Genomic DNA, 13,321 nt, shown 5'->3' on the forward strand with positions numbered 1-13,321 from the left:
TGACCCCTTATTTGCATGGATATGAACAGCAAGCTGAATGAAGAGAATGCCTCTGGCAGAAGCCTTGGATTTTGAGTTATAGGATGCATGCATAAAATAAAATCCGAATATTATGACGCCGAGACAAAACTGATCTTAGAAAGGATGATACTCTTGTCTAAAGTACTAAATACATTTTTAGATGAAAACTTACAAGCCTTACGTGATCAAGGCTTATACAATGAAATTGACGCAGTAGAAGGCGCAAATGGGCCAGTTATTCAGGTTCGAGGTCAGAATCTTATCAATCTTTCCTCTAATAACTATCTTGGCTTGGCAACAAATGAGCAATTAAAGCAAATTGCTAAAGAAGCAACAGAAAAATATGGTGTAGGTGCAGGGGCTGTTCGTACAATTAATGGTACACTTGATCTGCATGTTAAATTAGAAGAAAAGCTTGCAGAATTTAAAGGTACAGAAGCGGCTATTTCTTATCAATCAGGCTTTAACTGTAATATGGCTGCTATTTCAGCTGTTATGGATAAAAACGATGCCATTTTATCAGACCAATTAAACCATGCTTCTATTATTGATGGATGCCGCTTATCGCGTGCAAAAATCATTGCGTACAATCACTCGGATATGGAAGATTTACGCGCAAAAGCAAAAGAGGCTACAGAATCAGGTTTGTATAATAAAGTGATGGTCATTACAGATGGTGTTTTCTCAATGGATGGCGATATCGCCAAACTACCAGAAATCGTCGAAATTGCGAAAGAGTTTGATTTAATTACTTATGTCGATGATGCACATGGATCAGGTGTTACAGGAAAAGGGAAGGGCACTGTAAAACATTTCGGTCTAGAAAAAGAAATCGACTTCCAAATCGGTACACTTTCAAAGGCAATTGGAGTGGTCGGCGGTTATGTTGCTGGCAAGAAAAATCTGATTGACTGGTTGAAAGTCCGTTCTCGTCCATTTTTATTCTCAACAGCATTACCACCAGGTGATGTGGCGGCTATTACGGCGGCAGTACAAATGCTTATTGATTCAACAGAACTACATGATAAGCTATGGGAAAATGGCGATTATTTAAAAGCAGGGTTAGCGAAATTAGGCTTTAATATCGGAGAATCAGAAACACCGATTACACCATGTATTATTGGTGATGAAAAGCTGACACAAACGTTCTCTCGTCGCTTATTTGAGGAAGGCGTTTATGCAAAATCAATCGTTTTCCCAACTGTTCCAAAAGGCACTGGCCGTGTTCGTAATATGCCGACAGCTGCTCATACAAAGGAAATGCTAGACAACGCATTGACAATTTATGAAAAAGTAGGCCGTGAATTAGGCGTAATTTCATAATGACTAGAAGGCACTTTTTGTTCGAATTGAACAGGGAGTGCCTTCTTTTCTTTTATATTACGTACAGTTTTGCTTCGAAAATTCGCTATATTGCTTAAGATATAATCATTTAATCGGAAAATAACTATTCGGTGATATGATAGATTGTCAAAAGAGATTGACAAATAACATAATTCGAACTATTCTAGAAAGCATATTGAAATAGTAGGTTATAATAGCTGTTGAATAATTGAATAAGGAGAACAAAATGCTCGAATTTCGTAATGTATCAAAAGTTTATAGCTCAAAGAAAAAAGAAGTTGTTGGTGTTAGTGATGTATCCTTAACAATTAATCGTGGCGATATTTTCGGAATAGTAGGTTATTCGGGAGCTGGCAAAAGCTCGCTTTTACGTTGTATAAATTTACTCGAACGACCTACTAGCGGTGAAATATTAATTAATGGTAAGGATTTAACAAAGCTATCACGAAATGAACTACGTTTAGCTCGCTTAAAAATAGGGATGATATTTCAACACTTCTATTTAATAAGCCAAAAAACAGTAGGCGAAAATATAGCCTTTGCCCTAAAGGCAGCGAATATGCCAGCAGCTGATATTCCTGCAAGAGTGGACGAATTGCTTAAAATGGTCGATTTAGCAGAAAAAAGAGATGTGTATCCTGCGCAGCTTAGTGGGGGTCAAAAGCAAAGAGTAGGGATTGCAAGAGCTTTAGCAAACAATCCAGCGATGTTGCTCTGCGATGAAGCCACATCTGCTCTCGATCCTAAAACAACAGTATCCATTTTACGACTATTAAAGGAAATTAATAATAAGTTAGGGATTACGATTGTCCTTATTACACATGAAATGGATGTTGTGAAGGAAATTTGCAATCGTATGGCTGTTATGCAGGATGGTAAAGTCATCGAGGAAGGCGAAGTATATGATATTTTCGCTAGCCCTCAAAAAGTATTAACACAAGAATTTATTAGTAGTGTGGTATCTTTTGATATTCCACAAACAATTTTAAAAAATGTCCAAGGTCAAATCGTCAAAATTTTATTTAAAGGAAATGTAGCAGGGGAAGGCGTTATTGCAGACACGATGCAACGTTTTTACGTAAAAGGGAATTTCCTTCATGGCACAATCGAATACATACAAGAACGACCACTTGGTATTTTTTTAATGGAGCTACAAGGTGAGGACAGTGAGTTAGCAAAAGCTGTTGCCTATATGACCGAACGTGGTGCTATTGTGGAGGTGGTTCAGCATGTTTGATGTAACCCATTTTATCGAGATGATTCCAGATATATTGAAAGCCTTTCAGGAAACGATTATTATGATTGGCATCTCGCTATCTGTGTCAATCGTGGTAGGTTTACCACTTGGTATTTTACTATTTGTCACGGATAAGGGGCTATTTTGGGAAAATCGTTTAATTAAAAGTGTGTTTGGCTTTGCGGTGAACTTTATTCGGTCGATTCCATACATCATTTTATTAGTCGCGTTATTCCCATTAACGAAATTACTAGTTGGACAAACAATTGGGCCGATTGCAGCGAGTGTTTCGTTATCAGTTGCAGCCATTCCATTTTTTGCACGATTAGTGGAAACGTCATTACGAGAAATTGATAAAGGTGTTATTGAGGCGTCAATAGCAGTAGGCGCCACACCGTGGATGATTATTAAAGATGTTTTAATTCCTGAAGCAAAATCAAGCATCATTCAAGCAATGACAGTTACTGTCATTAGTTTAGTTGCTTTCTCTGCAATGGCAGGCGTAGTAGGTGGCGGTGGTATTGGTGATTTAGCTATCCGATTCGGCTACTATCGTTATGATAATACAATTATGATTGCTACCGTTGCGATTTTAATTTTGCTCGTGCAAGCGATACAAATTGCTGGCGACTGGTTTGCAAAATCAATTGATAAAAGATAAGAAGAGGAGAGAAAGAAAAGATGAGAAAATCATTACTAGCATTTTTGACAATTATCCTTGCTGTCGTTTTAGCAGCATGTGGTTCTAGCGACAAAGGTTCCGATTCAAAAAAAGGTTCAGATGCAGCGGGAGATAGTAAATCTATTAAACTAGGTGCAACAGCAGGACCTTATAGTGATATGCTTAAAAAAGCAATTATTCCACAGCTTGAAGAAAAAGGTTACAAAGTTGAATTAGTAGAGTTCAGTGATTATGTGCAGCCAAATAAAGCTTTAGATAATGGCGATATTGATGCGAACTTATTCCAGCATACGAAGTACTTAGAAAACTTTGAAGAGCAGAACAACATGGATTTAGAAGCATTAATTATTGTGCCGACTGCGCCAATGGGCTTTTTCTCGAACAAATACAAATCAATCGATGAAATTCCTGATGGGGCAACTGTGGCAATTGCCAACGATCCTTCAAATGCAGCACGTACATTATTATCATTGCAGGAGCAAGGCTTAATCGAGATTGACCCTAGCATTGAAGAATTAAAAGCATCCGAAAAAGATGTTGTGAAAAACGACAAAAATTTAGTATTCCAACCGATCGAGGCGGCAGCACTTCCGCGTACAGTGGAAAGTGTTGATTTAGCTGGCGTACCTGGTAACTTTGCTTTAGCAGCGGGGCTAGATTTACTAAATGCGGTATTTTTAGAAAACATGCCTGACCAATTCCGTAACGTTATTGCGGTGAAGGCTGATAATAAAGATTCACAATTATCAAAGGATCTAGTTGAAATTGTAGAATCGGCTAAATTCGAAGAAGTTATTGATGCAGATTTCAAAGGCTTTGGTAAACCAGAGTGGATGGAAAATCGTAAATAATTAAGAAACAAGAAGCACTCGTCATATGGCGAGTGCTTCTTGTTTTATAATTCGTAACTTATCGTTTAAAAAGGTTAAGCTTTTCAATTCGGCCAATAGCTTCACGTAAGCGTTCTTCGCTTACAAGCAAACCGACACGTACATAGCCTTCACCAAACTGTCCAAAACCATTACCAGCGGCTACAGCAATATCCGCTTTATCAAGTAATACATCGGCAAATTGTTCACTTGTGTACCCTATTGGAACAGGGAGCCAAGCAAAAAACGAACCTTTTGGAGCGGTTACTTGCCAACCGATACGCTGTGCTTCTTCGATAAGAACGTTTCGTCGACGCTCATATGTTTCCTTAAGTTCCTGTGCACAAGTTTGTGAGGATGTTAATGCGATAGCTGCTGCCTGTTGAATAGCAGGGAATTGGCTACAGAATAAATGATCTTGAATAAGATTAATAGCTTCTATAACTTGTGCATTTCCAACTGCAAAACCGATGCGCCAGCCAGCCATATTATAGGTTTTTGATAATGTATACAGTTCAATGCCCACATCTTTGGCACCGTCTGCCTGCAAGAAACTTACTGGTTTATTGCCATCAAAGCCAATCGCACCGTAGGCGAAATCGTGTGCTACAATCATTTGATGCGCTTTTGCAAAGCTTACTGTTTCTTCGAAAAATGCAAGTGTTGCTGTTCCACCAGTAGGATTGTTCGGGTAATTTAAGTAAAGAAGCTTAGCTCTTTCTTTTACTTCATCAGATAATGCATCATAGTCAGGTAAAAAATCATTTTCTGCAAAAAGTGGCATGACGTCATATTGCACGTCACCTAACACAACACCAGATAAATAATCTGGATACCCTGGATCAGGTAACAGCATAGTGTCACCAGGATTTAACACTGCCATTGGTAGTTCCACAAGTCCAATTTTCGTACCACCTAAAATGGCTACTTCTGTATCAGGATTAATCTCAACGTTGTATTCACGTTTATAAAAATCAGCTGCCGCTTGGCGTAATTCAGTAATGCCACGAAACGGAGAGTATTTATGATGCTGTGGGTTTTCTGCTGCCTCTTGAAGTGCTTTAATTATATGCGGGGGAGTCGGTTGGTCGGGATTGCCTTGACCAAGATTAATAATGTCGCGTCCTTCCGCTAGTGCTGCATTGACCTTTTGTACAAGTGCTGCAAAAAATTGTGGAGGGAGTTGCTGTAGTTTTTTTGATAATTCCATGTATGTTCACCTTTTTCAGAATATAATAATTATTATAGATATGTTGCAAATACTATTACTTTTTTAATAGATTGTCTATAGTCTTTCTTTATCAAGGGGAAAAAACGTATAAAGAAGACCAAAAAGAGACTTATGTGGAAAGAAAAGACCAGGACTCAATTAATTTTGAGCCTGGTCTTTATTTGGGTTACGATCTATAAATTCGTTGATTTCATCTTTTAATCGATAAACTTGTGTGAAGTAAAGAGGTTCAGGTACTTCGTCACGTATTTGCCATTCTCGTAAAACTTTGTGATGGAAAGTTACAAAATACTCTTCTAATACACTTCTGTCAATGCCTTGTTTTGTAGCCATTTCAGCTATAGAAAGACCTTGTTGCCAATATAAATTAAACTCCTCCTCAGACAATTTTAATAACGCATAAATCTCTTCGTAATTATATTTGAGGCTATATTCATATTGTTTTTCTGTTGTAGAGTTATTCGTATTTTCTTCAGCGTTAACTATATCGCTAAGTAATGTTGAATTAGAAATAAATAAAGTAGCTATGACTATCGGTATAAATTTTTTCACAAGTATCTCCTCTCGTTTTTCACCGTATTATTTATTTTGTGAAAGTTATTTATAAAAATACGTCTAATTGTTGCCTTGGTCTTTTTTGTACTTATGAGGATGGAATTGTCTATGTAATATATCAACTCCAATGAAAACTAGGAAAGCGCCAATTATTTTTAAAAGAATATTCTTTATCAGAACATCATCAATCGTTATAGCGATGAGCATACTTCCGAACAATATCATGATGAATCCTAAAAACCCTTTTATATATGTCATATTTACCTCCTAAAAATGCTACTCGATGAAGTGGCGCTAGTTTTAGTCTTTTTAAGTAATGTTGCATGTTTTACAATTCTTGAAGTTCATTAACGGTAACAAATGTATAGCCTTCATTTGAAAGCTCTTGTAAAATGCCTTCAATTGTTTGAAGCGTATTATCGGTTTTATCATACATTGGATGAATCAAAATAATTGAACCAGGCTCGATATTTTCTTTTACATAATTTACTTTGTCTGTCGCTAAGCTGTAATAACTATCTGGTTCGAGATTCCAAGTTATCGTGTCTCGATGATGTTTCTTTAGGTAGTATGGAAATCCTATAAGTTTTTTCCCATTAGGAGGCCGAACATCAATTTCTCCTTTAAAACCAGCATTGCGAATCAATAGATCGGTTTTTTCAATTTCTTTCTTATAATATGAAAGGGTTTTGAAAACCATCCGATTATGAGAATAGGTGTGATTGCCGATTTGATGTCCTTGCTCTACAATTTTTTTTGCCTCGTCTGGATGTGTTTCAATTTCTTCGCCAATTAGAAAGAAGGTCGCTTTTGCATGATACTTTTCTAATAGTGGCAGTATCATATTTACATTTTCTGTTGGGCCATCATCAAACGTTAATGCAACCACTTTTTGGGTTGTCTCTACTTGTTTCGTTATATTTCCGAACAACTGATATGTCCTCGAATTCATTAATTTATATGTGACCAGTAATAGGAGAAAAACTAGCAGAAAGCTTGTCACAGTGATGATTACTTTCCTTTTCATAACAACCCTTCTTTCTTATTTTGCATATTAGAAAGCCTAGTCTTACGGGAGTAAGGAAGAAAAATAAAAAAGATGGGATTCCCATCTTTTTTATTGCTTATCTAACTTATCAGAAATACTTTTAAGGATTTGTATTTGCTCTTGTTGTATTTTAAGAAATTTAAGCAGAAACCAAATGACAAATACAGCTGGAGCTATGTAAATTAATAAGCTTAAGAGAGGTAAAAAAACGAAGAATGCGCTTTCCATAGATGATGTGACCTTCCTTCTTGATTATGATTTTTACTTTCGGGAATACCTTTATTATCATATTTATGTATGTAATAAGTATATCAGTAATGGTTTTTGTTGTCATTGAAAGATAAAAATGTATATATTTATCGTTTTTAAAGTCGTTAACAAAACATTAAAAGATGAACATAGCCTGAAATTGATGACAATTGTCTTTAAGTATTTCATGGAATCTTTACCCTGATATCATCGACATGCCATGTGCACTCAGTGATATAATGGAACAAAGAAAAATGTAGTGTAGTAAGCTACACGGTATAGGATGTACTCATATGTCTTGAATGTTAAAACTATTTTTTACGAATGGATGGGGGAATAAACATGAAAATAGGTTGTATTCAATTGAATGTAAGATTCGGTAAAGTAGAAGAAAATTTTGTGAGAGCAGAGGAAAAAATTCGCGAAGCGGCACGCTTAGGCGCGGAGATTATAGTACTTCCCGAAATGTGGAATACAGGCTATGCGCTTGAAAAGCTAGCCGAACTTGCAGATACAGATGGCCAACGAGCAAAGGCGTTTCTACAAAGCTTGGCAATCGAACTTGGTGTACATATTGTGGGGGGCTCTGTCGCAACGAAGAAGGGCGATAAATTTTACAATACGATGTATTCCTTTGATAAGGAAGGAAATCTGGTTGGTGAATACAGTAAAGCACATTTATTCCGCCTGATGGATGAACATCTTTATTTAGAAGCGGGTGATGAAATGAACCGCTTTGCATTGGGGGATATTGAAGCAGCGGGTGTTATTTGCTATGATATTCGTTTTCCAGAATGGTTACGTGCGCATGCATTAGATGGTGCAAAGGTGATATTTGTACCAGCTCAATGGCCAACACCTCGTATCGATCATTGGAAAACATTATTGCAGGCACGTGCAATTGAAAATCAATGCTTTGTCATTGCCGTTAATCGTATTGCTAACAAGGTAGAAAACTTTAATGGTCAATCTATGGTGATTCAACCTTGGGGTGAAGTATTATGGGTTGGTGCAGAAGATGAGGAAGTAGCTGTTATAGACGTCGATTTTTCAATTGTCGATGAAGTTCGAGGAAGAATTCCAGTTTATGATGACCGTAGACCAGGCCTGTATAGTGGCGTAGTTAACAAATAAGTGCCACTCTTAGAGTGCCAGGCACCCAAACAATTCTGAATTAAAAATCCACCTAGACTTCCGCGCCTTATGGAGTGCTGCGCGCCGAAAGTGAAGTGGATTTTTACGTTTTATATGGAGGAGTGCCAGTCACTCAAACAATTTGACAGTGGACTTTACTTCTTTTCTTCTATAAGCGAATTGGCAAGTAACATAAACTCAAGTGTAATGCGATTATGACCCTTCATAAAATCCTCCCCTAGCAAACTTTCAAGCTTCTTTAGGCGATGATAGAGTGTTTGCCGTACAATAAATAATTGTTTAGCAGTTTGTTGTTTGGATCCATTTGTCTGTAGATATACTTGAAGTGTTTCGAGCAATTTACTGTTGTGCTTTTTATCATATTCAATAACAGGCTGTAAATAGTCTTGAATGACTTCTTGTAAATCCACTTGCATTTGCAATTTGTAAATGAGGTGGTATAAGTGTAAGTCATCATAGAAAAACGAGGTCGTTTGCACTTTGCCACAAATATATAATGTTTCTAAAGCCGTTTGATAGCTCTTCGGAATTTCCTCGACATCTGAAACGACCTTACCAATCGCTAGGTGATATCCTTGTGATAGTTGCTTTTTATAAAAATCCGTTTTTTTAAGCGTAGAAAAAAGCGTATTTAGTAATTCTCGGCTCGCTTTACAGTCTTTTGTATGGAGGAGGATGAAAATAACATAGCTCTTCCTTTCAAATAAAAAAGGGATAAAACCATTTTGTTCAAATAGATTGCGATAATAAAGCTTGCTATACACAATATCCTCTTGTACCTTCATAATTGTATAGGGTGAAGATAAAATAAACACTGCGCTACTATAATAAGTAAAGTTCGAATGATGGGACACGATAAATTTAAAAATTTCCTCTTTCGTTAGCTTGTGATCAATCCAATCCGCTAAAATCGTTGCATCCTCAATATCCCTTTTCTCTTCAATATAAAATTCACGCATTAAAAGCTGAGCAAGTGCCGTCGCCGTACGATCTAAAATAAGTAATTCAAATTCAGAGAACAATCCATCCCCTCGATAAAGGGTTAAATCTGCATAATGTTGATCGACAATAAAAATAGGCTCATGTATAAATTGTGTTGCTGATTTTGGCATCTTTAATAAATCCCGTCGTTTGACTGTAGGTATATTCGGAAAAAAGATAGGGTCTCGACCTTTAATAGAAAAAATGATTTGTGTACGTAGTGCCTGATAGAGTGTTTGCAAAATATCATCTACGGTTTGTCCTAACAGAGCATTTTTGTTTAAAGTTTGTGAGTAAGTTTCTAATGAAGAAATCATAAAATATTGTTGGTTCATAATTTGACTATGTAAATCCTGTGTAATCCTCACAAAAGGAACTGTTTCATGAAAAACGATGATTGGGAAGTCATGTTGGTTGGCAAGTGAAAGAATGGATTCTGGTATTGTTTGTAAATAAGTGCCGTATTCTATGCAAAGTGCTGCACAGTTTTTTTTAATTAAAGACTCCACAAAAAAGATAAAGTCCTCAATACAATGCTGTAAACTAATTCCCGTCGTTAAAACCAATTCGTCCCCAGCTAGGAAATTATCAACTTGCACAATTTCAATAACATGTGCCCACTTTACAATGCGTAATAACCCATCCTTGCCTGCAACGACCTCGGCGCTTTTAAAGTGTGCATTCTCTAATACATCCTTTACCTGAAGCTTATATTGACTCATCGTAGCCCTCCAATCAAATATTGCATTGTACATAGAAAATGATTGAATTCTAAGTGAAAAGTAATGATTTAGCTATTATTTTACGAAATATCGTCTTTCGATACTATTTATTCTATTTTACATTATGTTTAAAACAAAATCATAGCATTTTACAGTTTGTCTATTACTTCGTCTCTTTGAAAGATGTAAGATTTTTGTAAGTACTAATCCAATCTTGCAAAAGGGGTGACAGATATGGAACAACAAACGCATTTACAGAGAGGGTTAAAGAAAAGACACATGACAATGATCGCTATTGCAGGGGTGATAGGCGCTGGCCTTTTTATGGGAAGTGGCTCGGTTATAAACTTGGCTGGGCCTGGTGCCATATTATCTTATATTTTTGCTGGGATAATTGTCATTCTTGTTATGCGAATGCTAGGTGAAATGGCAGCTGTAAACCCGACAAGTGGTTCATTTGCACACTACGCACATGAAGCAATTGGTCCGTGGGCTGGTTTTATGATTGGCTGGTTATATTGGTTTTTCTGGGTTGTCGCAATTGCGCTTGAGGCAACCGCCGCCGCCGCAATTATCCAGTATTGGTATGATGGCATTCCATTATGGTTGCTAAGTCTTATATTAACAGTCGCACTTACTTTAACAAATGTACTGTCAGTAAAGGCATTTGGTGAGTTTGAATACTGGTTCTCTCTTATCAAGGTTGTAAGTATTATTGCCTTTTTAGCAAATGGGGCATTTATCATTTTCGGGATAGCGCCGAATTTTAATGCTATTGGTACTGCCAATTTAATCGGTGAGGGTGGTTTTTTACCAAATGGATTTGGGGCTGTATTAATGGGGGTAGTAATTGTTATTTTCTCCTTTATGGGTACAGAAATTGTTGCGATTGCTGCGGGAGAATCTGATGAACCGTTAGCAGCAGTGACTAAAGCAACAAATTCGATTACATGGCGTATTTTAATTTTCTATGTTGGGTCAATAACGGTAGTCGTTACATTATTACCATGGCATTCTTCAGATATTTTAACAAGTCCATATGTAGCAGTTCTAGATTATATCGGTATACCCGCTGCAGCACAAATAATGAATTTCGTTGTATTAACAGCGGTTTTATCGTGTTTAAACTCGGCGCTCTATGCAACATCAAGAATGGTTTTTTCTTTAGCAGAAAAAGGGGAGGCACCAAGAGCATTTTTAAAACTAAATAAAAATGGCGCTCCTGTAAATGCAATTCTAGCAGCCACTTTTTTCTCATATATTGCTGTAATTATGAACTATGTTTCGCCAGATAAAGTTTTTATGTTTTTATTGAGTTCCTGTAGTGCAATAACGTTAATTCTTTACTTAATTATCTCGTTTTCACAATTAAAAATGCGTCGAAAAATAGAAAAAGAAAATCCAGCGTTATTAAAAGTGAAAATGTGGTTATTCCCTTATTTAACGTATTTTACTATATTGGCAACAACTGCATTACTAGTGTCGATGTTTTTTATTGATTCTATGCGTTCTCAAATTCTATTTACGTGTGTTGTAGTAGCAATAGTGATGATTCTTTATGTCGTAACACAAAGGAAAAAGATTACTAATCCTGTGGGAGAAGCGAGTTCATCTTTCCAAAAGGTAAATTTAATATTAAACAACGATACAGAATAAGGAGTGGTGAAGAGATGCCAATTCAACAAAAAACGAAAGCGCTATCACATTTTATAAATGGAACAAAAATGGAAGGAACGAGTGGTTGCTTTTCAGCTGTTTACAACCCATCGACAGGAGAGATTATTGCCCAGGTTCCATTAGCTTCAAAAGAAGAGGTAAGGCTAGCTATTCAGCTTGCGAAAACAGCCTTTCCTGCTTGGAAAAAAACATCTATTGGCAAAAGGATTGAAGTATTGCATCGTTTCCGTCAACTATTAGTAGCGAGGCAGGATGAACTAATTCAAGTTATTTGTGAGGAAAGCGGTAAAACATTTGAAGATGCGAAAGGTGAAATCATTCGTGGAATAGAATCTGTAGATATGGCAATTGGTGCACCGCAATTATTAAAGGGCGAATATTCAGTAAATGTAGGTGGCGATATTAATGCCTTTTCTGCAAAGGCGCCTCTCGGTGTTGTAGCAACAATTGCACCATTTAATTTTCCTGTAATGGTACCTCTTGCAATCTCTAGTATGGCGATTGCGGTAGGTAATGCTGTTATTTTAAAGCCATCTGAGCGTGTACCACATTCAGCATTGTTACTAAGCGAATTTTGGAAAGAAGCAGGCTTACCAGATGGGATATGGACAGTTATTAATGGGGATAAAGAAGCTGTCAATGAACTACTTGAAAACAAAGAAATTCAAGCCATTTCTTTTGTTGGATCGACACCTGTAGCAGAATATATTTATCATACAGGTACAAAGCATAATAAGCGCGTAGCTGCATTTGGTGGAGGAAAAAACTTTATGATTGTCATGCCTGATGCCAATCTTGAGCAAACTGCCAATGCCTTTTTAGGCGCAGCATATGGTGCTGCTTCACAGCGCTGTATGGCCATTTCGGGAGCTATAGTTGTTGGGAAGGATACAGAAGAACGATTAACAAAAGTGTTAAAAGAGAAAATAGTAAATTTAAAAATTGGTTGTTACAAAGATCCTACTATCGATTTTGGCCCTGTCATTTCGCAGCAAGCGAAAGACTTAATTATCCAATACATCGACGGAGCAGTTGCTGAGGGGGCCAACCTCGTCATAGATGGAAGAAATCCTAGCATTTGTGAAACGTCGAAAGGCTTTTATTTAGGACCGACCCTAATTAATCATGTCACACCAGATATGCAGATTTTTAAAGAAGAAGTATTTGGACCAGCACGCATTATATTGGGCGTCGAGACATTACAGGAAGCCATTGATTTAATTAATAACCATGAGCTTGGAAATGGTGTGACGATGTTTACGCGTAGTGGACGTGCAGCGCGTAAATTCCAAGAGGAAATAGAAGTTGGGATGGTAGGCATAAATGTCCCTATTCCAATTCCTGTTGGATATCACAATTTTGGAGGGTGGAAGCGTTCTAAATTTGGCGAAGGGCATATGTTTGGGCCAGATCAAGCGAGGTTCTTTACGAAAGCAAAAACGATTTCTGAACGATGGCCTGATGAAGCGGAGAATACAACAAGTTCATTTGCCTTTCCAAGTAATAGCGATACCACATTACATTAAGTGGAACAGTTTAGCTGCTTCAAT

General features: G+C 37.1%; 12 protein-coding genes. 7 read left to right on the forward strand and 5 right to left on the reverse strand.

Annotation, left to right across the window (positions count from 1 at the left end; all coding sequences use genetic code 11):
* The first annotated feature begins 144 nt into the window (after positions 1–144).
* From FH508_RS02165 to FH508_RS02180, 4 genes are all read left to right on the forward strand, one after another.
* Positions 145–1,344, forward strand: coding sequence for a glycine C-acetyltransferase (locus FH508_RS02165; protein WP_173478695.1), 1,200 nt, complete (start codon positions 145–147; stop codon positions 1,342–1,344).
* Positions 1,345–1,591: 247 nt separating this feature from the next.
* The gene (locus FH508_RS02170; RefSeq protein ID WP_173478694.1) at positions 1,592–2,602 is read left to right on the forward strand and encodes a methionine ABC transporter ATP-binding protein; all 1,011 of its coding nucleotides are present in this window, start codon (positions 1,592–1,594) and stop codon (positions 2,600–2,602) included.
* Positions 2,595–3,263, forward strand: a complete 669-nt coding sequence (locus FH508_RS02175) for a methionine ABC transporter permease (protein ID WP_173478693.1) — start codon at positions 2,595–2,597, stop codon at positions 3,261–3,263. The genes FH508_RS02170 and FH508_RS02175 overlap by 8 nt, the downstream gene beginning before the upstream one ends.
* A gap of 20 nt (positions 3,264–3,283) precedes the next feature.
* A complete protein-coding gene (locus tag FH508_RS02180) occupies positions 3,284–4,135 on the forward strand; it encodes a MetQ/NlpA family ABC transporter substrate-binding protein (protein WP_173478692.1) in 852 nt (283 codons plus the stop codon).
* Positions 4,136–4,193: 58 nt separating this feature from the next.
* Here the strand turns inward: FH508_RS02180 and FH508_RS02185 are convergent, their stop codons facing one another.
* The 4 genes from FH508_RS02185 to FH508_RS02200 all read right to left on the reverse strand — a co-directional run bounded on the left by FH508_RS02185 (position 4,194) and on the right by FH508_RS02200 (position 6,966).
* Complete coding sequence (locus FH508_RS02185; protein WP_173478691.1) at positions 4,194–5,363, reverse strand: pyridoxal phosphate-dependent aminotransferase; 1,170 nt, start codon at positions 5,361–5,363, stop codon at positions 4,194–4,196.
* A gap of 159 nt (positions 5,364–5,522) precedes the next feature.
* Positions 5,523–5,936, reverse strand: coding sequence for a hypothetical protein (locus tag FH508_RS02190; protein WP_173478690.1), 414 nt, complete (start codon positions 5,934–5,936; stop codon positions 5,523–5,525).
* 63 nt (positions 5,937–5,999) lie between these two features.
* Positions 6,000–6,197: a hypothetical protein gene (locus FH508_RS02195; RefSeq protein ID WP_173478689.1), complete on the reverse strand. Its 198-nt coding sequence runs from the start codon at positions 6,195–6,197 to the stop codon at positions 6,000–6,002.
* A gap of 70 nt (positions 6,198–6,267) precedes the next feature.
* A complete protein-coding gene (locus tag FH508_RS02200) occupies positions 6,268–6,966 on the reverse strand; it encodes a polysaccharide deacetylase family protein (RefSeq protein WP_173478688.1) in 699 nt (232 codons plus the stop codon).
* Between the two features lie 612 nt (positions 6,967–7,578).
* Here FH508_RS02200 and FH508_RS02205 point away from each other — a divergent pair.
* Positions 7,579–8,370 carry a carbon-nitrogen family hydrolase gene (locus FH508_RS02205; RefSeq protein ID WP_173478687.1) on the forward strand — a complete coding sequence of 264 codons (792 nt, stop codon included), beginning with the start codon at positions 7,579–7,581 and terminating at the stop codon, positions 8,368–8,370.
* 155 nt (positions 8,371–8,525) lie between these two features.
* Here the strand turns inward: FH508_RS02205 and FH508_RS02210 are convergent, their stop codons facing one another.
* Positions 8,526–10,094 carry a PucR family transcriptional regulator gene (locus FH508_RS02210; RefSeq protein WP_173478686.1) on the reverse strand — a complete coding sequence of 523 codons (1,569 nt, stop codon included), beginning with the start codon at positions 10,092–10,094 and terminating at the stop codon, positions 8,526–8,528.
* Between the two features lie 234 nt (positions 10,095–10,328).
* On the opposite strand from FH508_RS02210, the gene FH508_RS02215 reads away from it, so the two are divergent.
* Both FH508_RS02215 and FH508_RS02220 read left to right on the forward strand, forming a co-directional pair.
* Positions 10,329–11,750, forward strand: a complete 1,422-nt coding sequence (locus FH508_RS02215; protein ID WP_228134355.1) for an amino acid permease — start codon at positions 10,329–10,331, stop codon at positions 11,748–11,750.
* A gap of 14 nt (positions 11,751–11,764) precedes the next feature.
* Positions 11,765–13,297, forward strand: coding sequence for a CoA-acylating methylmalonate-semialdehyde dehydrogenase (locus tag FH508_RS02220; protein ID WP_173478685.1), 1,533 nt, complete (start codon positions 11,765–11,767; stop codon positions 13,295–13,297).
* The last annotated feature ends 24 nt before the right edge of the window (positions 13,298–13,321 follow it).

The organism is Lysinibacillus sp. CD3-6, assembly GCF_006351725.2.
Lineage (GTDB): Bacteria > Bacillota > Bacilli > Bacillales_A > Planococcaceae > Lysinibacillus.

What these genes read in the sequence shown, in the direction of transcription:
- FH508_RS02165 (WP_173478695.1), top strand. Translation starts at nt 145, where the DNA reads ATGATACTCTTGTCTAAAGTACTAAATACATTTTTAGATGAAAACTTA.
- FH508_RS02170 (WP_173478694.1), top strand. Translation starts at nt 1,592, where the DNA reads ATGCTCGAATTTCGTAATGTATCAAAAGTTTATAGCTCAAAGAAAAAA.
- FH508_RS02175 (WP_173478693.1), top strand. Translation starts at nt 2,595, where the DNA reads ATGTTTGATGTAACCCATTTTATCGAGATGATTCCAGATATATTGAAA.
- FH508_RS02180 (WP_173478692.1), top strand. Translation starts at nt 3,284, where the DNA reads ATGAGAAAATCATTACTAGCATTTTTGACAATTATCCTTGCTGTCGTT.
- FH508_RS02185 (WP_173478691.1), bottom strand. Translation starts at nt 5,363, where the DNA reads ATGGAATTATCAAAAAAACTACAGCAACTCCCTCCACAATTTTTTGCA.
- FH508_RS02195 (WP_173478689.1), bottom strand. Translation starts at nt 6,197, where the DNA reads ATGACATATATAAAAGGGTTTTTAGGATTCATCATGATATTGTTCGGA.
- FH508_RS02200 (WP_173478688.1), bottom strand. Translation starts at nt 6,966, where the DNA reads ATGAAAAGGAAAGTAATCATCACTGTGACAAGCTTTCTGCTAGTTTTT.
- FH508_RS02205 (WP_173478687.1), top strand. Translation starts at nt 7,579, where the DNA reads ATGAAAATAGGTTGTATTCAATTGAATGTAAGATTCGGTAAAGTAGAA.
- FH508_RS02210 (WP_173478686.1), bottom strand. Translation starts at nt 10,094, where the DNA reads ATGAGTCAATATAAGCTTCAGGTAAAGGATGTATTAGAGAATGCACAC.
- FH508_RS02215 (WP_228134355.1), top strand. Translation starts at nt 10,329, where the DNA reads ATGGAACAACAAACGCATTTACAGAGAGGGTTAAAGAAAAGACACATG.
- FH508_RS02220 (WP_173478685.1), top strand. Translation starts at nt 11,765, where the DNA reads ATGCCAATTCAACAAAAAACGAAAGCGCTATCACATTTTATAAATGGA.